We start from the raw sequence: 21,536 nt of genomic DNA on the forward strand, positions 1-21,536 counted from the left end.
CAGTGTCACCATATATTGAGCTGTATGCCGCTTCCACCGCCTACAAGCTTGCGCGGGATGCCTTGTTCATCGAGAAATACTTGTGCGTGGATAAATGCAATGTCTCCAGATTTTTGTGCTTCCTCAATGGCGTCGAGCTTTCCCATGTAATCTGGATCGACTTGCCTCATGGTGTGAGGTTTCCATCTGCGTTTTTTTCCGGAAATATTTCTCTTTACTTCATTAACCTTCTTGAGCCCATTTCTTTGAGTGGGGTTAAAGTCTGGTGTAAAGTCTTTGCTGAGTGTTGTTTTAGTTTCAAATACCAAAAGGGTTTTCTTGGTGAAATGGATTTTTTCTGTTTCGGCCTTACCGTTCATGCCGTCTATGCCGTGGCGCATCGCTCCCGTTGTAGGTACCCTGACCTCAAGTGAGGGTGGTGGGGGAACGTAGACCAGAACATCTAAGCCCTGATTACTTTTGTTGGATAAGCCAATACGGTGGGGAATTTTGCTGGGGTCCAGACTGTAGCCCAGGATATTTTCAGGCCTGAACTTCATCCGCTCTATCAACGCTGCCACCAGCACTTCTTCTCCCGCATCCCCGACCACCTTTCCTACACGCCCCGTGACTCGCAGTTTGCCGCCGTTGTGAAGGATCAGCATCGCCAGGCGTGCGCGCAAGGTGTTGGTCATCACGGCGTAGTTGGCTTTGCCCGTCGCCGTGGTCAGCCCCACCTGGCTGCTGTTGGTATCCAGCGAGGGACGATCAAACCATTCAACGCTGTCGTCGTTGCTCCTTCCGCGTCTACTGCCCCGCAACTCGATGGCTTTCGGTTCCGCACTGGCGTGGTTGTTCAGGGCCTTGCGGTCGGGTTCGGGCAGTGCCTTCAGGTCATAGCGTATCGAGGATGGCGTGTTCCAGATCCTGCGAAGCACCCAGCGCGCACCGTCTTGGATCGATGGCGCAATCAGCGCAAGGTTGATGAACATGAAGACTTGGCGGCCGCGTTCACCATCACTCTTGGGGTCGGCGAGTTTTGCCAGGCTCTCGAACATCGTCTCGCCGAGGTCGATCCCTTCGCCTTTGATAAGGGAGGTGCTACCGCTGGCTATCTCGTTGGCCGACATGACCGCTTCAATGACGGCAATGGAGTAGCGGAGCCCTCTGGCACCCAGCGTCACTACCCGGACGGCGGGAATGAAGGTCAGGATGCCGAGCCCGATCCTGCCCACCATCTTCACCACTTCCCACTGCTTGTCGCGCTGCTTCTGCTGTTCGAACGAAGTCACCAGGCATTGGGCGGCGCGGTCGATGTCGAATCGCCCCGAGACGTGCCAGTCGACCGGCGGGAACGGATTGTAGAAGACGCCTTCTCGATGACCTCCCTCGGTAAAACGCGCGGTGGTGAACGTCCAGTAATAGACGTTTTTTCCATGGAAATTGAAATTGGTGTCGGCGCACTGAAGCTCTTTATCGATGAGTGTGCCGTGGGTGATGTTTTCCAGCTCGGGCGGCGTCAAAACCTCGCCTTCGTCGATCATGTAGTCGAGGCAGTCGAGTTCAAAACCCCTGGATTTGATGTAAGCCTGAAACTCAGCCAGGAAGGCTTCCCCCTTCAGTTCGCCGAGGCGCATCAGTACGCGCAGGGCAAAGGTGTCCCGGAAGTTCTGTAGCTCATCATTGATCCAGGGATTGCTGGTGAACCAGGTTTCAGTTGCCGCTGTTTCCGTGGAAGGGATACCCAAGGCAAGGTCGGCATCACGAGGTCCGTCGCCAGTGTTGAGAGAGAAGGGAACGCCGATTTCCGTACAGTCCTTGCAGACCGTGGCCGGGTGGGGCAGGTTGCCCTCCAGCGCATCCTGGGCCAGCGTTTCGTAGGCGGTGTCGAGCGCTGAGTTGCTCATGAAGCGTCCTCCGTCAGCAGACGGCGATGCGCTTGCAGGAACGCCCGTAGCGCTTCGACTTGCTGGCTGGGAATTTCCGTGCGCTTCAGCCGTTCGTGAAGCGCGGCGAGCAATGGGTTGTCGAGGTAGAAGCGGCCAAACGTCATCGCCAGCAGCATGTACTGGGTCATGAGCTGAACGCCGAGGGGCTTTAGGTCGCGGATGTCGTCGACGGGTTCGGGCAGGGCCATCGCCATGTGCTGATAGCCCAGCCGTTGGTATGCCGTCAGCTTGGTGCGCTGTATTGGCGGCAGGTTGAACCGCTGCCTGAAGTCCGCTTCGTAGGTTTCAAAATACCGGAGCACTGCATCCGATTCCGTGATGTCGCGAAGGGCGGCCAACTGCTTGAAGGCTTTCCACTGTTCGTGCAGTGTCAGCACATCGTTGCGAAGGGCCAGCACGGTACAGGTGATGTCGAGCATCCCTGGCAAGGCGGCATCCCGTTTCCGGTGGGCGGCTATGGCCCGGTTGAAGCCCAGGTTCAAGCGGCTGTCCAAATCCAGGCCGGGGTCGTCGTGGATGGCCGCCAGGTCGGTCCAGACCGGGTCCTGCATCCATTCGTATCCCAGCAACAGGGCCGTCATGATGTAGTGGCCGTACATGCGACCGGCGCCGTAGCCGTTCTGGCGGGCGTGCTCGCCGGCGAGTTCGACAAACCGGGGCACATCGTCGTGGCTGGCGGGCACGCGTTCGAGCACGGGGGCCATGTTCTCGCACAGATACTGCGCCAGGTCGCGGTCGGCCTGCCGGTAGGCGCCTCGTTCCATGGCGTCGAGGTCTATCCTGTCAAGGGCCATCAACCCACCTCCTGCACGTTGATACGGATCAGGTAGCCGTCGAGGTAGGGGGCGGGTACGTCCTTCTGTTCGAACAGCGGTTGTACGCGTTGCGACAGCCGGGCCTCCGGGGCATGGAAATAGAATTCGTCGATGCCGCCGTTGGCGAAGAACCGGCCCACGGTCGTGGCGTCCTCCGCGATCGAGGCCAGGTACAGATGCAGCGAGTTGGGGTCGCCCAGTCGAAGGAAGAAGCGGCGATCCTCGTTCTGGAACTTGCTGAAGCGGCGTAGCTGCGTCGCCAATTGGTCCAGCGTCAATAGACTGTAGATGGCGGTCCAGCGTGTCTTTGCCTGGATGCTGCCCAGCCAGGCGTCGAAATCGCTGTGCGCTTCCACCAGGCTGAGGTAAGGGGCATGCTTCTCCAGTTCGGGCCGGTCCTCGGTCCGCCACAGGGGGCGGAGTTGCGCTTCATGAAACTCCTGGCGGGCGATGAGTTCCTTGTGTGCGGAGCCTTCTATCAGTACGAACAGACGGAATTGCGGACCGCGGCTGGCAATGCCCAGCGACTGCAAGTGGTCATGGAGACTCATAGCTTATCCTTCCCGGCGAATGGGCATTCTTCGATCAGGGGTGAGCCCTGGCGGATAGCGGCCTCGATGGCCTGTACCTGATCGCCGGCGGGGCTCGTGATCTGGACATCGCCCTGCAGGCGGATGCTGGGGGCGTCGATGGTGACGCCACTGGAGTCGATCACGAACTTCCCGGCCGGCCCCCGGATGGTGATGCGGTCCGTGCCTTGGAGCTGGTAGTCGCGGGTCAAGGTGCGCAAGGCGGTTTTGACCTGCACGGTCTGCACGCCTTCGATCTCGATGGTTTCGTTTTCGCCGATCTGCACGAGGTGGCTGGAGGCGATCTCTTCCTTCAATGTGTTGCCGACCTTGCGGATCTCGTTGCGGTCGATGGTGGTGAAGGCGTCCTGGCGGACATGAGCCTTGCGATCCTCGCCTATGGTGGTGCTGTCGTTCCGGCCGATCCTTTTGGTCCGGTCACGCGTGACGGCAAGGCTCTGGTCGTTGCCGATGGTGGTCGATTCGTCGTTGTTGACGTGGATGTTCTGGTCCTTCTGGGCGTGGACGAAGATCTCTTCCTGGCCGTGCTCGTCCTCGAAGCGCAGTTCGTTGTAGCCCTCGCCCTTGTGGGTCTGGCTCTTGATGGTCATGCGCGTCTTGTGGCGCGGCAGCTCGTAGGGCGGCAGCGTCAGCGCCGAGTAGGTGCGCCCGGTGATGATCGGCTGGTCGCAGTCACCGTCGAGGAAGTCCACCACCACTTCCTGGCCGATGCGCGGGATGGCCATGTGGCCCCAGGTGGCGCCGGCCCAGTTCTGCGTCACCCGTATCCAGCAGGAGCTGTGTTCGTCTTGCTTGCCTTCGCGGTCCCAGGGGAACTGGACGACCACGCGGCCGTAGTTGTCGCAGTGGATTTCCTCGTTGGGCGGGCCGACCACGGTGGCGATCTGCGGGCCGTCGATGCGGGGTTTGTCGCACAGCGGCGCTTTCCATTCGGTATTGGCGTCCACCAGGCTGGCGCGGGCTTCGTAGTGAGTGCCGTGGTCGGCGTCGGCGGACTCTTCTTCCAGGCTGCTGAACTGCTTGCCCTCGTGGATGATGCGCACCGGGAGCCAGGTGCGGTTGAGGTCCTCGCGCGGGTGGCCATTCAGGGTGAAGACGATGCCGGGTTTCAGGCGGGCGTCGTCGCCGATGGCCTCGGCGGTGCGGGCGTCGCCGCGCAGCGCCAGCAGGCGGGTGGCGGTGAAGGGCTTGCCGGGTTCACTCTTGTAGCGGCCGGGGTAGTCGTAGCGCTCGTACTGCCCCTGGTGCTCCAGGTGCGGGGTGGTGTGGCTGTATTCCTGGTTGAACCTGGGATGCTTGAACGTGTAATCGCGCTGGGTCTGGGTGCTGGTGCGCACCCGTTCGGCGTAGCTGAAGCGCCACAGGGCGGGGCCGGGTCGGTCGCCGCCGGTGGCGGGGTGGTACTCCACCGGCGCGCCGCTCAGGTAACCGAACATGCTGACGTGGTCGGTGTGGATGAGTTGGTGGCCTTCCCGGGAATGCAGGAAGACGAAGACGATGCCTTCCTCGGCGGCGAGCCGGGCGAGGAACTGGTAGTCGCTCTCGCCCGGTTGCACGCAGTATTCCCGGGTAGCGTGCTCGAAATCCAGGCGCTGTTCGTAGTCGTGTACCCGGTGCTCCTTGAGCAGCGCCTGGAGGATGTCGGGGACGCTTTTCTGCTGGAAGATGCGCCAGTCCGAGCACAGCCGGGTGTGGGCGAGGGAGGGTTCGACCAGGGCGCGGTAGCGGGTGCGGCGGAAGCCGGTGTCGAGTTGCTCGAACTCGGAGACGATGCCGTGGACGTAGCGGACGGGCTGCTCGCCGCGCCAGAGGGTGAACAGGGCGGGCTGGTCGAGGACCTGGCCGAAGTCGATGGCGGGGTCGCTGCTGACCAGGTCCAGGTCCAGGGTGAAACATTCGGAGAGGGCTTCTTCCAGGCGGAACTTCACCACGTCGAGCTTGACGCCGCTGGCGGGTTCGAAGGTGAAGCGCAGGTCACTCAGGCTGGCCATGGTTGGCCTCCTCGGTTCGCAGTGGGTTTATGGCGAGCAGCGAAGGGGGAGGCATTGGGGAGGCGAGCGCGAAGCGGCCACTGGCGTGCGGGGCGGGTGCAATGTAAATAGCCGGCACTGAAGATGGCCAGGCAAGGGTTGTGGTGCACTCATCATTGAGGAGTCGGGCCTCCTGGCCTCTGTTCCATTGCTGACGCTGAGGCGTCGAACGGCATGGACCCAAATGCCTTGCGAGTCATTCGCTCGAGTGAGCGAGTTCAACGCATGTCCTGAATGACTGCATGCACAGTCGGGCCCGATGCAATCATGGCTTTCCGACTGTGAGCAATGAGACTGTTCTTAGTTTGTTCGTCGTGGCGATTGCTGTATGAATCGCCACGGTCGATGATGACCGTGCACATGCTTGTCGGTTGGGAACGTGCCGTGAGCCTGGATGCTCGGTCCACAGGGAGAGGAACCGTATGCCATTGCGCGCAAAGTGCCACGAGGAAAACGCAATCCAGTGGCTCGGAGCGAAGATTTGAGCCGTGCGTAGCCACTGCTTCGGCCAAACAGGCAGATACGACTGGGTTTCAGAGGAACTTGGTAGTGCGCCGCGCTGGGCTTTCCTTCCAGAATGGGGCTGCGGCCGTAGTGCTGACGGGGCGGCGCTTGTCCGAGGTCGCCGCGCCCTTGAAACGGCCGTTGGGTGAACTGATGCTTATCGGAATGACGGCAGTTGTATGGCGGCCTTGCGCCGCCAACGGATCTGGCCTCGGGCTAGATTCCGCCGTCTGCCGGCGTGCCCTGTTCTTCCGGTGGTTCTGCCCTGGCCTTGCGCGTCCGGCTGAGCTGGACGTTCAGGCGCGGCATCGACAGTTCCAGGCCGGCCTGGTCGAGGTGGCGGCGCAGGCGCAGGTTGAACGCCCGTTGCACTTCCCACTGCTTGATCGGCGCGGTCTTGAAGCGGAAGCGGAGGATCGCCTGGCCGTTGTCGAAGCTTTCCACGCCCTGCAACTCCAGCGGTGACCACAGGCTGCGGTAGATCGCCGGATCGCTGCGCAGCTCCCGGGCCACCGTGTTCACCAGGGCCACCGCGTCGTCGATCGGCATGCTCGCCGGTACCGGCCAGCGGAACATGGCATAGCCGAACTGCCGCGAGTAGTTCTTGATGCTCTTGATCTCGCTGAACGGGATGGTGTGCACCACGCCGTCCAGGTCGCGCAGGCGCACGGTGCGGATGGTCAGGCCCTCCACCGTGCCCAGGTGGCCGCCGACGTCCACGTAGTCGTCGATGGACAGCGAGTCCTCGATGATGATGAACAGCCCGGTGATCAGGTCCGCCACCAGCGACTGCGCGCCGAAGCCGATGGCCAGGCCGATGACGCCGGCGCCGGCCAGCAGCGGCGTGACGTTCATGCCCATGTTGGCCAGGGCGACGATCAGGGCGATCACCGCGATGGTGACGAACAGCACGTTGCGGATCAGCGGCATCATGGTCAGGGCGCGGGTGTTCGGCCGGCTCTTGCTGCCGGCGCCGAGGCTGTGCTGCACCGCGGTGTCGGTGAGGATCCAGACGAGCCAGGCCACCAGCAGGGTGGAGCCGAAGCTGACCACCTTCATGCTGATCTGCTGGCCATCGCCCTCGGCGTAGCGGATCAGCGACAGGCCCCAGACCCGCAGCCCGATCTCGATGAAGAACAGCATGACGAAGAGATGCAGCAGGGTGTAGCCGAAACTCTGCAACTGCTCGATATAGGTCGCGCTGCGACGCGGCCCGCTGCCGACCCGCCTGGAGCGGCGGCGGATCAGGCCGATGATCGTGATCGCCACCACCGCCAGCACCGCGCAGACCAGGGCACGGCGCAGGGCGAAGCTGCTATCGCCCACGGACATGAAGGTGGCGAACAGGGAAATCCCCACCAGCAACAGCACCGGCACGAACCACAGGGAGCCGAGCAGCCTCACCAGGTCGTGCAGGCCGCGTCCCTTGAGGCGGCGTTCCAGCGGCTGGTTGCGGATCAGGTGGGCGATGGGCCGCCGGAAACGCAGCACGAACAGCGCGGTGAGCAGGGCCGCGCTGGCGTTGGCCAGGGTGCTCAGGCAATTCGAGGTGTGCTCGCCCAGCCCGGCGATAAGGCGCGGGTCATGGGCCACTTCCCCGAGGGCGGCCAGGCTGCCGATCAGCCACAGCGGGCGGAAGGCCCGGCGCCGCAGGATGGTCAGCGCGCGCATGCTGTGCGGCCCGCTGAGCAGCGACAGGGAAATCACGCAGAGGGCGGAGAACAGGGTGCCGCAGACCAGCACATAGGCCATGACCATCGCCAGGGTCTTGCTCAGCGACTCCGGCAGCACCACCGATAGATAGAGGGTGATGAAGAAGGCGATCAGCCAGGGCCCCAGCTTGCTCAGGGCGAACAGGGCCAGGTCGCGGGTCTTGGGGTTCTGCGGCAGTTCCGCCGCCAGGCCGAAGCGCTCGCGCATGCGCCGCCCCAGCCAGAGCAGTCCGCTGGCCAGGCAGGCCCAGAGCAGGATGACCACGGAAAAGTCGAAGATCATCGCCGGCAGGTCGCGCCAACCGGGCAGGCGCTCCTTCAGTTCGGCGTGCGCCAGCAGGAACTGGTTGCTCCACAGGGCCAGCGGGCTGTTGGCGCCCTGGAAGCGCTTCTCCAGGCCGCCCAGGGTGTTGCCGATCAGGGTGAGCACCCCATCGTCGCCCTTGCTGCTTTCCTTGGTGGCATCGCGCAACTGTTTCAGCTTCTTCAGCAGGTCGGCGCGTTGTCTGTCGTTCTCCAGGGTCTGGATCACTTGGTTCAGCGACTGCTGGAGCTGGGCCTCGTTGACCTTCTCGCCACTGGCGGAACCGCCCGCCAGCGGGTTGGGCAGCGCGGCCTGGGCTCGCTCCGGGTGGAGCAGGATGACGAACAGTCCGAGCAGCAGGGCCAGGATGCGGAGATGGGCGGCAGGAAAGGACAGTATCGACACGGGAGAGTGATACCCAAGGCGGAGGTCGGAACGGGCGGATCATAGCAGAGCCGATACCCATTCCCGAGGCATACCACAGAGCCTCAGCGCCGGCGGTTGGTCCGACTCGTTCGAAAAGTGTCTACTCTCGATAGAACACCTGCACCAGGTGGTAGCCGAACTGGCTCTTCACCGGCCCGTGCACTTCGCGCAACGGCTTCCTGAAGATCACCTGGTCGATCGCCCGCACCATCTGCCCGGGGCGCACTTCGCCGAGGTCGCCGCCGCGCTTGCCGGAAGGGCAGAGCGAATGCTTGCGGGCCAGCACGTCGAAGGCTTCGCCGGCGGCGATGCGCTTCTTCAGCGCGGTGGCTTGCGCCTCGGTCTTGACCAGGATGTGGCGGGCCATTGCCTTTGCCATGACGCTGTCCTCATTTCTGCGGGGGCGCTATTGTGCCAGCATTCGCCGCGCCACCAGAATGGCGCCATTTTCCAGGCTGACCCCGGACTCTCGCCAACCTTCACGGACGCGCTCCCATGGACCTCTCCGCACTGCTGAAAATCCTGGCCAGCCAGGACGGTTCCGACCTCTACCTGTCCACCGGCGCGCCACCCTGCGCCAAGTTCAACGGCGTGCTCAAGGCGCTCGGCAGCGAACCCCTCAAGCCCGGAGACGTCGCGGAGGTGGCTGCTTCCATCATGGACAGCGAGCAGAGGGTCGAATTCGAGCGCGAGCTGGAGATGAACCTGGCGATTTCCCTGCCCAACATCGGCCGTTTCCGCATCAACATCTTCAAGCAGCGCAACGAAGTCTCCATCGTCGCCCGCAACATCAAGATGGAAATCCCCCGTTTCGAGGACCTCAAGCTGCCCGAGGTGCTGCTCAAGACGGTGATGGAGAAGCGCGGCCTGGTGCTGTTCGTCGGCGGGACCGGCTCGGGCAAGTCCACCTCCCTGGCGGCGCTGATCGACTATCGCAACCGCAACAGCGGCGGGCACATCATCACCATCGAGGACCCGGTGGAGTACGTGCACCGGCACAAGAAGTCGATCATCAACCAGCGCGAAGTGGGCGTGGACACCCGCAGCTTCCACGCTGCGCTGAAGAACACCCTGCGCCAGGCGCCGGACGTGATCCTGATCGGCGAGATCCGCGACCGCGAGACCATGGAGCACGCCCTGGCCTTCGCCGACACCGGCCACCTGGCGATCTCCACCCTGCACGCCAACAACGCCAACCAGGCGTTGGACCGCATCATCAACTTCTTTCCCGAGGAGCGCCGCCCGCAACTGCTCAACGATCTGGGCAACAACCTCAAGGCGTTCGTCTCCCAGCGCCTGGTCAAGACCGTCGACGGCAAGCGCCGCGCCGCGGTGGAAGTGTTGCTCGGCACGCCGACCATCCGCGACCTGATCAAGCGCAACGAGTTTTCCGAGATCAAGGAAATCATGGAGAAGTCGAAGAACCTCGGCATGCAGACCTTCGACCAGGCGCTGATCGACCTGGTCAACGAAGGTGCGATCAGCGAGGACGAGGCGGTGAAGAACGCCGATTCGGCCAACAACGTGCGCCTCAAGCTCAAGCTGTACCGCGAAACACCACCCCCAGCGGCTCCGACCCCGGCGCCCGCCGCCGCACCGGTAGCCGCCACCACGCGCCCGAGCGAGTCCGGCGACTGGAGCATGGAACTGAAACTCGAGGACATCGAGGAAGACCAGCCGCCGGAAGATCCGGGTCGCCGGGGTATCTGAACCTCCGCACCCTACGAAGAGCTTTTAGTCGACATGCTTGGCTCTCGTAGCGGCGTGAGCCGAATGGGTCGATCATTCGGCTCATAAAATGAGCCGAATAGTGCTCGGGCTGCTGTTCGTAGTCAGTTCCGCAACTCCACCAGATCCCGATACAGCTCCAGCGCTTCCGGGTTGGCCAGCGCGTCGGTGTTCTTCACCGGTTTGCCGTGCACAACGTTGCGCACCGCCAGCTCGACGATCTTGCCGCTGATGGTACGGGGGATGTCGGCGACCTGGATGATCTTCGCCGGGACGTGGCGCGGGGTGGTGTTGGCGCGGATGACCTGGCGGATCTCGGCTTGCAGTTCGTCGCTGAGCGTCACGCCGTCGCGCAGGCGGACGAACAGCACCACGCGCACGTCGCCTTCCCATTCCTGGCCGATGGCGATGGATTCCAGCACCTGCTCGACCTTTTCCACCTGGCGGTAGATCTCTGCGGTGCCGATGCGCACGCCGCCGGGGTTGAGCACGGCGTCGGAGCGGCCGTGGATCACCAGGCCGCCGTGCTCGGTGATCTCCGCGTAGTCGCCATGGGCCCAGACGCCGGGGAAGCTGTCGAAATAGGCGGCGTGGAATTTCTCGCCATCCGGGTCGTTCCAGAAGCCCACCGGCATCGATGGGAAGTGGCGGGCGCAGACCAGTTCGCCTTTCTCGCCGAGCACCGGTTGGCCTTCGTCGTTCCAGACCTGTACGTCCATGCCCAGGCCCCTGCATTGCAGCTCGCCGCGCCACACCGGCAGCACCGGGTTGCCGAGGACGAAGCAGGAAACGATGTCGGTCCCGCCGGAAATGGACGACAGGCACAGGTCGTCCTTGAAGGTGCGGTAGACGTAGTCGAAACTCTCGTGGGCCAGTGGCGAGCCGGTGGAGAGCACGGCCTTGAGGCGTTCCAGGCGGTGGCTGCGATTGGGTTCCACGCCGGCCTTTTCCAGGGCGGCCAGGTACTTGGCGCTGGTCCCGAAGATGCTGATGCCTTCCGCATCGATCAGGTCGGTCAGGCGTTCCGGGGCGGGGTGGAAGGGCGAGCCGTCGTAGAGCACCAGGGTGGCGCCCAGGGCCAGCCCGGAGACCAGCCAGTTCCACATCATCCAGCCGCAGGTGGTGTAGTAGAACAGCGTGTCGGTGTCGTGCAGGTCGGTGTGCAGGCCGTGTTCCTTGACGTGTTGCAGCAGGGTGCCGCCGACGCCGTGGACGATGCACTTGGGCACCCCGGTGGTGCCGCTGGAGTAGAGGATGTACAGCGGTTGCTCGAAAGGCACCGGGACGAAATCCGGCTCGCCGCCGGGTTGGTAGAAATCATCCCACAGGGTGATTCGTGCAGCGGATTTGCAATCCGTCGTACGGGCATCCGAGCGTGAGTAGGGCACTACGACCAGGTGTTGCAGCGATGGCAGGCGTTCGAGGATTTCGTTCAGCTTGCCGGTCAGGTCGAGGTTCTTGCCGGCGTAGCGGTAGCCGGCGGCGGCGATCAGCACCTTGGGCTCGATCTGCCCGAAGCGGTCGATCACGCCCTGGGTGCCGAAGTCTGGCGAACAGCTCGACCATGTGGCGCCCAGGCTGGTGGCGGCGAGCATGCCGACCACGGTCTGCCAGGTGTTGGGCATGAAGGCCGCGACCCGGTCGCCGACGCCAACTCCGGTCGCCTTCAGGCTTCGTTGCAGGCCCGCGACATGTTGCGCCAGTTCGGCATGGGTGAGCTGCTCGCGCGAGCCGTCCTCGCCGACGGCGACCAGCGCCGGCCGGTCATCGCGGCGGCGCAGCAGGTGTTCGGCGAAGTTCAGGGTGGCGCCGGAGAACCAGTGTGCGCTGGGCATGGCCGGGCCTTCCTCCAGCACGGCGCTCGGCTGCGTGCGGAAGCGGATGTCGAAGAAGTCGACGATGGCCTGCCAGAACTCCTCGCGGCGCTCCACGCTCCAGGCGTGCAGGGCTGGGTAATCGGCGAGGTCGAGGCTGTGACGCTGGTTGACGAAGCGGCGGAAGGCATCCATCCGGGTGGTGGCGATGCGTTCCGGGGAGGGGCTCCAGAGTGGTCGGGGCATGCTGAAACTCCACTTTCCTGACTCTGGACATTCTAGGCCGGGCGGCGCCGCCCGGGGGACTGCCCGTAGAGTGGGGCCTCGAGTTCGATTGGATCCCCGCGTTCGCGAGGATGACGAGGGAAACCTTGTGCGGGCCTTCACCACCCCGTCATGCCCGCGAACGCGGGAATCCAATGAACCAGCCCCCCTTACCGCGCCAACCAGCCGCCATCGACGTTCCAGGCCGCGCCGCGCACCTGGGCGGCTCCTTCGCCGCACAGGAACAGCGCCAGTTCGCCGAGCTGTTCGGGGGTGACGAACTCCAGCGACGGTTGTTTCTCGGCCAGCAGGTCGTGGCGTGCCTGCTCCGCTGGCGTGCCGGCGGCGATGCGGTCGTCGATCTGTTTCTGCACCAGCGGGGTCAGCACCCAGCCGGGGCAGATGGCGTTGCAGGTGATCGGCTCGCGGGCGGTTTCCAGCGCCACCACCTTGGTCAGGCCGACCACGCCGTGCTTGGCGGCCACGTAGGCGGCCTTCTGCTCCGAGCCCACCATGCCGTGGGCCGAGGCGATGTTGACGATCCGCCCCCAGCCGCGCCGGCGCATGCCCGGCAGGGCCAGGCGGGTGGTGTGGAACACCGCCGAGAGGTTGATGGCGATGATCGCGTCCCAGCGCTCCACCGGGAATGCCTCCACCGGCGCCACGTGCTGGATGCCGGCGTTGTTGACCAGGATGTCGACGCCGCCGAACTCGTGCTCGGCGTAGGCGATCATCTCGGCGATGGCCTCGGGGCTGGACATGTCCGCCGGGTGGTGGGCGACCTTGCCGCCGTGCCGGCCGACCTCGGCCAAGGCCGCGCCGGCGTCGCCGAAACCGTTGAGCAGGATGTTCGCGCCGGCCGCGGCCAGGCGCTCGGCGATGCCGAGGCCGATGCCGCTGGTGGAGCCGGTGACCAGTGCGGTCTTGCCTGTGAGGTGCATGTGTTTCTCCTTGTCGCGCGGAGCGATCAGACGATGCCGGTAGCGTAGAAGGTGGCGATTACCACGAATACCGCCAGGGTCTTGATCAGGGTGATGCCGAAGATGTCCTTGTAGGCCTCGCGGTGGGTCAGGCCGGTGACCGCCAGCAGGGTGATCACCGCGCCGTTGTGGGGCAGGGTGTCCATGCCGCCGCTGGCCATCGAGGCCACCCGGTGCAGCACTTCCAGCGGGATGTTGGCGGCGTTGGCGGTGGCGATGAAGCTGTCGGACATGGCCGCCAGGGCGATGCTCATGCCGCCGGATGCCGAACCGGTGATGCCGGCCAGCAGGGTGACGGTGATCGCTTCGTTGACCAGCGGGTTGGGGATGTTCTTCAGCGCGTCGGCCAGCACCAGGAAGCCCGGCAGCGAGGCGATCACCGCGCCGAAGCCGTATTCCGAGGCGGTGTTCATCGACGCCAGCAGCGAACCGCCGACCGCCGTGCGGGTGCCTTCGGCCAGCTTGGCGCGGATGGTGCCGAAGGCGCACACCAGCACCAGCAGGATGCCCAGCAGCAGCGCCGCCTGGACCGCCCAGATGCCGGTCAGCTTGGCGACTTCACTCTGGATCGGCGTGGCCATGCCGGCCAATTGCAGGGTGTGGACCTTGCCGTAGACCTGGGGAATCCAACTGGTGAACATCAGGTTCGCCACGCCCACCAGCACCAGCGGCGACAGCGCCAGCCAGGGATTGGGCAGCTTGATGTCGTCCGGGGTTTCCGGCTCGTTGCGCAGCTCGGTGCCGTAGCCCTCGCCGGCGCGGCGGGCCTTGCCGGCCTGGCGGTGCAGGTAGAGCATGCCGACGCCGAACACGAACAGGGTGCCGACCACGCCCAGCCAGGGCGCTGCCCAGGAGGTGGTGCCGAAGAAGGTGGTGGGGATGATGTTCTGGATCTGTGGCGTGCCGGGCAGGGCGTCCATGGTGAAGCTGAACGCGCCGAGGGCGATGGTCGCGGGGATCAGGCGCTTGGGAATGTCGCTCTGGCGGAACATCTCGGCAGCGAACGGGTAGACCGCGAACACCACCACGAACAGCGACACGCCGCCGTAGGTGAGCAGGGCGCAGACCAGCACGATCACCAGCATCGCCTGGCGGGTGCCGAGCACGCTGATCGCCGCGGCGACGATGGAGCGCGAGAAGCCGGACAGTTCGATCAGCTTGCCGAACACCGCGCCGAGCAGGAATACCGGGAAGTACAGCTTGATGAAGCCGACCATCTTCTCCATGAACACGCCGGTGAAGGCCGGCGCCACGGCGGACGGATCGGTGAGCAGCACCGCGCCGAGGGCGGCGATGGGGGCGAAGAGGATGACGCTGTAGCCGCGATAGGCGGCGAGCATCAGCAGGGCGAGGGCCGCAAGGGCGATGAGCACACTCATCGGGATGTCTCCTGATCCGGGGGACGCATCGGGAGTGGACCCTGCGATGCGCCTGTCGTTCTTGTGATTGTGGGTTCGTTGCCGTTCACGGGCTCGCGGACCGGGTGGCCCGCGAGCCCGCATCCCTTACCAGAGCGGCAGCGTATAGCTGACGATCAGCCGGTTCTCGTCCAGGTCGCTGCCGAAGTGGCTGGAACGCACCGTGGCGTTGCGCCATTTGACGCCGAGGTTCTTCAGGGCGCCGCTCTGCACCACGTAGCCGATGTCGGTGTCGCGTTCCCACTCCTTGCCTTCGGGCCGGCCGGCGCCGAGGTCGATGTCGTCGCCGGACAGGTAGCGGGTCATGAAGGTCAGGCCGGGCACGCCGAGGGCGGCGAAGTCATAGTCGTAGCGGAGCTGCCAGGATTTCTCGTCCTTGTTGGCGAAATCGCCGATCTGCACGAAGTTGACCAGGAAAGCGTCGGTCCCGTTGATGTAGGCGAAACCGGTGTCGCCGCTCATGGACTGGTAGCCGGCTCCCAGCGCGTGGGCGCCGGACTTGTAGGTGAACATCGCGCCGAAGGCCCGGTTGTCGACGTTGCTGCTGCCGTCGTCGCTGGAGTCGCTGTAGCGCAGGTCGCTCTTCAGCGACCGGCCTTCGCCGAGCGGCAGCACGTGCAGCAGGCTGACCGTGTGCTGGCGGTAGAAGCCGTCCAGGCCGCCGTAGTGGTAGGCGGTGGTGAGCCGTTCGTTCCACTGGTAGCTGGCGCCGGCGAAGTCGAATTCGTCGCTGCTGTCGCCGGCGCGGTAGGTGATGTTCTTCGCGCCGCCGCCGGTGATGATCATGTCCTCGCTGTCCGACGAATCGCGCTGGCTCACCTGGCGCAGGTGGCCGGCGTCGAGGGTCAGGCCGGCGAATTCGCTGGAGCTCAGGTGCGCGCCCTGGAAGGTCTGCGGCAGCAGGCGCGAGTCGTTGGCCAGCACGCTGGGCAGCTTGGGCAACAGGGTGCCGACCTTCAGCACGCTGTTGGAGGCGCGCAGCTTGGCGGTCAGGCCGAGCTCGCTGTAGTCGTCATGGGCGCCCCTGGGGGCTTCGCGGTCGCGCGGCAGCAGGCCGGAGCCGGCGCGGTCGGGGCTGGAATCCAGCTTGACGCCGAGCAGGCCGATGGCGTCGACGCCAACCCCGATGGGGCCTTCGGTGAAGCCGGATTCGTAGCGCAGCAGGAAGCCTTGCGCCCATTCCTCGGCCTTCGACTGGGCGGCGCCGTCCTGGCGGAAGTCACGGTTGAAGTAGAAGTTGCGCAGTTCCAGGCTGGCCTTGCTGTCATCGAGGAAGGCGGCATGGGCGGAGGCGGAAAGGCTGGCGGTGATGCCGAAGGTAGCGAGGGCGAGGCCCTGGGTGAGCTTATGGCTCATGTATGACTCCTGGCACGGCGACGTGGCGAACGGGAACGGTGCCGGAGCGTTCCGGGGGAGCGTTCGCACAACGTGCAGCGGTCTTGTTGTTATTCGGCTGCGGACTGGCCGCAGGAACCCAATAGCGCTTTTCGTGCCAGATATTTAAATCGTTTAAAAACAATAACTTATATTTTATTTATTAGACGACATCTAGATTATGTCTCGAAATGGAGACGATCTGGAGCCAGGCTGTGGGCGGGAAGACCGATTTCTCAGGCCATGGACGACTGTCTCTGATTGGAGACTTTGTCTCCGGATCAGGACGAAAGCCCCAGCGTCGCCATCTTCTTGTACAGCGTCGAGCGGCCCAGGCCCAGTTGCCGGGCGGCCTCGTTGACGTTGCCGTCGTGCGCGGCGAGGGTTTCGCCGATCAACTGGCGCTCGAACGCTTCGCGGGCGCTCTGGAAGTCCAGGCCGGGAGCGATGTGCAGTGCCGCGTTCGCCGAGGGCCGTGGTTCCGGCAGCGGCGACAGGGTGCCGATGGCCGCGCGCAGCGCTTCGGCGCCGAGCAGGGTGTCGTCGCCGAGCAGGGCGGCGCGTTCCAGCACGTTGCGCAGTTCGCGGATATTGCCCGGCCAGGCGTGGCGGGCGAGCAGGGCGAGGGCTTCGTCGTCCAGCTCATGGTGCTGGTGGCCGGCGCCGAGGCGCAGCTCGTCGAGGATCGACTCGCAGAGTACCGGCAGGTCTTCCAGCCGTTCGCGCAGCGGCGGCACCTGGATCGGCAGGACGTTGAGGCGATAGTAGAGGTCGGCGCGGAAGCGGCCCTGGCGCACGGCGTCCTCGAGGTCGATGGAGGTGGCGGCGATCAGGCGGACGTCGCTGCGGATCACCTGGTTGGAGCCGACCGGCTCGAACTCCTTTTCCTGCAACACGCGCAGCAGCTTGCTCTGCAGGTTCAGCGGCATGTCGCCGATCTCGTCGAGGAACAGCGTGCCGCCCTGGGCGACCTGCAACTTGCCCGGTCGCGCCTTGCGCTCGGCGCCGGTGAAGGCGCCCGGCGCGGTGCCGAAGAACTCCGCCTCCAGCAGCGCCTCGGGAATCGCCGCGCTGTTGACGCTGACGAACGCTTTGCCGGCGCGCGGCGAGGCGGAATGGATGGCGTGGGCGAGCAGTTCCTTGCCGGTGCCGGTCTCGCCGAGCAGCAGCACCGGCGACTCGGTGGTGGCGCTGCGCCGGGCGCGGCGCTTGACCTCCAGGCTGGCGGCGCTGGTGCCGATGAAGTGCGAGAAGCTGTACTTGGCCTGGCGCGCCTGTAGCAGCGAGCGGGTCGAGGCCAGTTCGGCCTGCATGGCCTGGTAGCGGGTGAGCAGCGGCGACAGCGAGCGCAACTGGTCGAACAGGGCGAAGCCGATGGCGCCGATGGTCACGCCCTGGTCGTCGTGGATCGGCAGGCGCATCACCACCAGCGGGTCCTTGGGCGCGTCGAGCATGTCCAGCAGGATCGGCCGGCCGCTGCGCACCACCTCGCGCATCAGGGAGCCGGGAATCACGCTTTCGCAGGGCTTGCCGATGGCCTGCTCGGCGCTCTCCAGGCCGAAGCGGCGGGCGTAGCGCTCGTTCATCCAGACGATCCGCGCGTCCCGGTCGACGATCACCGTGCCTTCGCTGGATTGCTCGACGATCTCGAACAGCGAGCGGATCGCCAGCAGGCGGACGCGCTGGTAGTCCTTGAGCTCTTCCGGTGCCTTCATGCCATGCGGTCCGGGTTCCTGGCGCGGGCGACCCGCGAGCCGTTGGCGCGGCCGAGCACCTGGCAGATGCGCTGGCCGGCGGCGATCAGCCGGTCGAGGTCGATGCCCGTCTCGATACCCAGGCCGTCGAGCAGGTAGAGCACGTCCTCGCTGGCCACGTTGCCGGTGGCGCCCTTGGCGTAGGGGCAGCCGCCGAGGCCGGCGACCGAGCTGTCGAACACGGCGATGCCTTCGAGCAGGCTGGCGTAGATGTTGGCCAGGGCCTGGCCGTAGGTGTCGTGGAAGTGGCCGGCGAGCCTGTCGCGCGGCACGTCGCGGCCGACCACCTCGAACATGCGCCGGGTGGCGCCGGCGGTGCCGACGCCGATGGTGTCGCCGAGGGACACCTCGTAGCAGCCCATGGCGAACAGTTCGCGGGCGACATGGGCGACCTGCTCGGGCTTCACTTCGCCCTCGTAGGGGCAGCCGAGCACGCAGGACACGTAGCCACGCACGCGCACGCCGTGCTGCCGGGCGGCCTCCATCACTGGCACGAAGCGCTCCAGGCTTTCGGCGATGGAGCAGTTGATGTTCTTCTGCGAGAAGGCTTCGGAAGCGGCGGCGAACACCGCTACTTCCTCGACCCTGGACTCCAGCGCCGCCTCGAAGCCCTTGAGGTTGGGCGTCAGCGCGGCGTAGGTGACGCCCGGCTTGCGCTGGATCTGTGCGAACACCTCGGCGCTGCCGGCCATCTGTGGCACCCACTTGGGCGAGACGAAACTGCCGACCTCGACGTAGCCGAGCCCGGCGGCGGTGAGGTCGTCCACCAGGCGGACCTTGTCGGCCACGCTGATCGGCTGTTTCTCGTTCTGCAGGCCGTCGCGCGGGCCGACTTCGACCAGGCGCACGTGTTGGGGCAGGTTCATGCAATTTCTCCGTGGGGGGGATGACGCTTTATCCATCCACCGTTCTGTGGTGGAAAACCGCTTCGTGGGTTTTCCACCCTGCAACGTGAGTCAGGTTCGGCTGTGTGCCCTTGGAAACTCGGCCCCTCACCCTAACCCTCTCCCGGGGGGAGAGGGAACTGGTCTGTGCCAGCCTACGATTCCGACTCCAGTTCCACCAGGGCGGTGCCTTCGCTGACCAGCTCGCCCTCGACGCAGTACAGCGCCTTGACCGTGCCGGCCTGCGGCGCGCGGATGCTGTGCTCCATCTTCATCGCCTCCAGCACCACCAGGGCGGTGCCGGCCTCGACCCGCTGGCCGGCTTCCACCAGCACGCGGACGATGCTGCCGTTCATGGGCGCGGTCAGGCCGCCGTGGTGGCTGTGGCTGGCCTCCACTTCGGCGATCGGGTCGAAGCGGGTGATGGCGTGCAGTTCGCCGTTCCATTCGAGGTACAGGGTATCGCCACGGCGGATGGCGTGCAGCCGGCGCTGCACCGCTGTTGTAGGAGCGAGCTTGCTCGCGATCAAGGCATCGCCAGCAAGCTGGCTCCCACAGGTCAGCGTTTCGCCCTGGAGCTGCGCATTGCCGCCGGGCCGCACCTTGCGGCCGACGCCATTGCAGACCAGATGCAACTCGGTCTCCGCCGCCACGCCCGCGCGCCAGCCGCTGCGGGCGCTCCAGGGCGAGTGTGGGTCGTCGCTGCGGCGCTGTTCGGCCTCACTCTGGATGAAGGCGTCGGCGGCGGCCTGCCAGAAGGCGTCCGGCAGCTCGCCGGGCAGGGGCAGCAGCACGTCCTGATGGCGCGGGATGAAGCCGGTATCCAGCTCGGCGGCGGCGAAGGCCGGGTGGGCCAGCACGCGGCGCAGGAAGGCCAGGTTGGTCTTCACCCCGCCGACCAGGGTGTCGTCGAGCATGGCCAGCAGGCGCAGGCGTGCTTCCTCGCGGCTCTCGCCCCAGGCGATCAGCTTGCCCAGCATCGGGTCGTAGAAGGGCGACACCACGTCGCCCTCGGCCACGCCGCTGTCGCTGCGGCGACCGGCGCCTGCGGCGGCTTCCCGATAGAGGGCGAGGGTGCCGGTGGCGGGCAGGAAGTCGTTGTCCGGGTCTTCCGCGTACAGGCGCACTTCGATGGCGTGGCCGTTCAGCGGCACCTGTTCCTGGGTGATCGGCAGCGGCTCGCCGCGCGCCACGCGAATCTGCCAGGCCACCAGGTCGAGGCCGGTGATCGCCTCGGTGACCGGGTGCTCGACCTGCAGGCGGGTGTTCATCTCCATGAAGAAGAAGTCACCGCGCTCGTCCAGCAGGAATTCCACGGTGCCGGCGCCGACGTAGCCGATGGCCTGGGCGGCCTTGACCGCCGCCTCGCCCATGGCCCGGCGCAGTTCCGGCGTCAGGCCGGGGGCCGGCGCTTCCTCGACCACCTTCTGGTGGCGGCGCTGGATCGAGCAGTCGCGCTCAAAGAGGTACAGGCAGTTGCCGTGACGGTCGGCGAACACCTGGATCTCCACGTGGCGCGGCTTGAGCACGTACTTCTCGACCAGCATGCGCGAGTCGCCGAACGCCGCCTGTGCCTCGCGCTGCGCGGAGGCCAGGGCCTCGGCCAGCTCGCTTTCGCGCTCGACCACCTTCATGCCCTTGCCGCCGCCACCGGCCGCGGCCTTGAGCAGCACCGGGTAGCCGATGCGTTTGGCGGCGGCGCGGAAGGTCTCGATGTCCTGCGCTTCGCCGTGGTAGCCGGGCACCAGCGGCACGCCAGCTTCCTCCATCAGCGCCTTGGCGGCCGACTTGCTGCCCATGGCGTCGATGGCGCTGGCGGGCGGGCCGAGGAAGATCAGCCCGGCGTCCTCGATGGCGCGGGCGAAGCCGGCGTTCTCCGAGAGAAAACCATAGCCGGGGTGGATCGCCTGGGCACCGCTGGCCCTGGCCGCTTCGATCAGCTTGTCGACCAGCAGGTAGCTTTCCGCCGGCTTGGCGCCGCCCAGGTTCACCGCCAGGTCGGCCTCGCGCACATGCCGTGCATTGGCGTCGATGGCGCTATGTACGGCCACGGTCTTCAGGCCCAGGGCCTTGGCGGTGCGCATCACCCGGCAGGCGATCTCGCCACGGTTGGCGACGAGGAGGGTGGTGATAGTCATGCTTGGGACTCCTGCCAGGCCGGTTTGCGTTTGTCGAGGAAGGCGCGCAGGCCTTCCTGGCCCTCCGGGCTCATGCGGATGCGGGCGATGGCGCTTTCGGTGTAGCGGCGCAGCGCCGGAGTCAGTTCGCCGCCGGCGACTTCATGGAACAGCGCCTTGCAGGCGACCATGGCGGCCGGGCTGTTGAGCAGCAGGTTGGCGATCCAGGCGTCGGCCTGGGCCTCCAGTTCCTCGGCCGGATAGCATTCGGCGAGCAGGCCGAGGGCGACCGCGCGCCGGCCGTCGAAGCGCTCGGCGGTCAGCGAGTAGCGGGCCGCGGCGCGCTGGCCGATGGCCTTGGCCACGAACGGAGCGATGGTCGCCGGGGCCAGGCCGATGCGCACCTCGGACAGGCTGAACTGGGCGTTGTCGGCGCCGATCGCCAGGTCGCAACAACTGACCAGCCCCAGCCCGCCGGCGAAGGCGGCGCCCTGCACCACGGCCAGGGTCGGTTTCTTCAGGTGGTAGAGGTTGTACATCAGCTCGGCCAGTTGCTGGGCGTCGGCCAGGTTGCCGTTGTAGTCCAGCTCGCCGAGCTGCTGCATCCAGGCCAGGTCGCCGCCGGCGCAGAAATGCTTGCCACGGCCGCGCAGGACCAGCAGGCGCACGGCCTTGTCGGCGCCGACTTCGTCAAGGGCGAGGATCAGCTCGCGGATGGTCTCGGCGTTGAAGGCGTTGTTCTTCTCCGGGCGGTTGAGCCAGAGGGTGGCGATGCCGCGCGGGTCTTTTTCAAGCTCGATAGTGATGAAGTCGGTCATAAGGCTACCTTCGGTCGCCAGCGGCAAGCCGCAAGCCGCAAAGAGCACTGCTTGCAGCTTATAGCTTGAAGCTTGC

General features: G+C 65.6%; 15 protein-coding genes. 1 reads left to right on the forward strand and 14 read right to left on the reverse strand.

Annotation, left to right across the window (positions count from 1 at the left end):
- Positions 1-5 precede the first annotated feature (5 nt).
- The 6 genes from PSEWESI4_RS23765 to PSEWESI4_RS23790 form a co-directional block, all read right to left on the reverse strand.
- Positions 6-1,886 carry a hypothetical protein gene (locus PSEWESI4_RS23765; RefSeq protein WP_187673712.1) on the reverse strand — a complete coding sequence of 627 codons (1,881 nt, stop codon included), beginning with the start codon at positions 1,884-1,886 and terminating at the stop codon, positions 6-8.
- A complete protein-coding gene (locus tag PSEWESI4_RS23770) occupies positions 1,883-2,722 on the reverse strand; it encodes a hypothetical protein (RefSeq protein ID WP_187673713.1) in 840 nt (279 codons plus the stop codon). Before PSEWESI4_RS23770 ends, PSEWESI4_RS23765 begins: the two co-directional genes overlap by 4 nt.
- Positions 2,722-3,294 (reverse strand): DUF4123 domain-containing protein, encoded by a 573-nt coding sequence (locus PSEWESI4_RS23775; protein ID WP_187673714.1) that lies wholly within the window; start codon positions 3,292-3,294, stop codon positions 2,722-2,724. Before PSEWESI4_RS23775 ends, PSEWESI4_RS23770 begins: the two co-directional genes overlap by 1 nt.
- A complete protein-coding gene (locus PSEWESI4_RS23780) occupies positions 3,291-5,324 on the reverse strand; it encodes a type VI secretion system Vgr family protein (RefSeq protein WP_187673715.1) in 2,034 nt (677 codons plus the stop codon). The genes PSEWESI4_RS23775 and PSEWESI4_RS23780 overlap by 4 nt, the downstream gene beginning before the upstream one ends.
- 759 nt (positions 5,325-6,083) lie before the next feature.
- Positions 6,084-8,288, reverse strand: coding sequence for a mechanosensitive ion channel family protein (locus PSEWESI4_RS23785; protein ID WP_187673716.1), 2,205 nt, complete (start codon positions 8,286-8,288; stop codon positions 6,084-6,086).
- 121 nt (positions 8,289-8,409) lie between these two features.
- A complete protein-coding gene (locus PSEWESI4_RS23790; protein WP_187673717.1) occupies positions 8,410-8,688 on the reverse strand; it encodes a peptidylprolyl isomerase in 279 nt (92 codons plus the stop codon).
- A 116-nt stretch (positions 8,689-8,804) separates the two neighbouring features.
- Between PSEWESI4_RS23790 and PSEWESI4_RS23795 the strand changes: the two genes are divergently transcribed.
- Entirely contained in the window at positions 8,805-10,019 is a 1,215-nt protein-coding gene (locus PSEWESI4_RS23795) for a PilT/PilU family type 4a pilus ATPase (protein ID WP_187673718.1), read from the forward strand.
- 122 nt (positions 10,020-10,141) lie between these two features.
- On the opposite strand, the gene PSEWESI4_RS23800 is transcribed toward PSEWESI4_RS23795, so the two are convergent.
- From PSEWESI4_RS23800 to PSEWESI4_RS23835, 8 genes are all read right to left on the reverse strand, one after another.
- Positions 10,142-12,097 (reverse strand): acetoacetate--CoA ligase, encoded by a 1,956-nt coding sequence (locus PSEWESI4_RS23800; RefSeq protein ID WP_187673719.1) that lies wholly within the window; start codon positions 12,095-12,097, stop codon positions 10,142-10,144.
- Positions 12,098-12,285: 188 nt separating this feature from the next.
- On the reverse strand, positions 12,286-13,056 hold the full coding sequence (locus PSEWESI4_RS23805) for a 3-hydroxybutyrate dehydrogenase (protein WP_187673720.1): 771 nt from the start codon (positions 13,054-13,056) through the stop codon (positions 12,286-12,288).
- 26 nt (positions 13,057-13,082) lie between these two features.
- On the reverse strand, positions 13,083-14,474 hold the full coding sequence (locus tag PSEWESI4_RS23810; protein ID WP_187673721.1) for a GntP family permease: 1,392 nt from the start codon (positions 14,472-14,474) through the stop codon (positions 13,083-13,085).
- Between the two features lie 126 nt (positions 14,475-14,600).
- The gene (locus tag PSEWESI4_RS23815; protein ID WP_187673722.1) at positions 14,601-15,869 is read right to left on the reverse strand and encodes an OprD family porin; all 1,269 of its coding nucleotides are present in this window, start codon (positions 15,867-15,869) and stop codon (positions 14,601-14,603) included.
- Positions 15,870-16,168: 299 nt separating this feature from the next.
- A complete protein-coding gene (locus tag PSEWESI4_RS23820; RefSeq protein ID WP_187673723.1) occupies positions 16,169-17,602 on the reverse strand; it encodes a sigma-54 interaction domain-containing protein in 1,434 nt (477 codons plus the stop codon).
- On the reverse strand, positions 17,599-18,507 hold the full coding sequence (locus PSEWESI4_RS23825; protein ID WP_187673724.1) for a hydroxymethylglutaryl-CoA lyase: 909 nt from the start codon (positions 18,505-18,507) through the stop codon (positions 17,599-17,601). Before PSEWESI4_RS23825 ends, PSEWESI4_RS23820 begins: the two co-directional genes overlap by 4 nt.
- Positions 18,508-18,680: 173 nt before the next feature.
- Positions 18,681-20,663, reverse strand: coding sequence for an acetyl/propionyl/methylcrotonyl-CoA carboxylase subunit alpha (locus tag PSEWESI4_RS23830; protein ID WP_187673725.1), 1,983 nt, complete (start codon positions 20,661-20,663; stop codon positions 18,681-18,683).
- Entirely contained in the window at positions 20,660-21,460 is an 801-nt protein-coding gene (locus PSEWESI4_RS23835) for a gamma-carboxygeranoyl-CoA hydratase (RefSeq protein WP_187673726.1), read from the reverse strand. Before PSEWESI4_RS23835 ends, PSEWESI4_RS23830 begins: the two co-directional genes overlap by 4 nt.
- Positions 21,461-21,536: the final 76 nt, after the last annotated feature.

The organism is Zestomonas carbonaria (assembly GCF_904061905.1).
GTDB lineage: Bacteria > Pseudomonadota > Gammaproteobacteria > Pseudomonadales > Pseudomonadaceae > Aquipseudomonas > Aquipseudomonas carbonaria.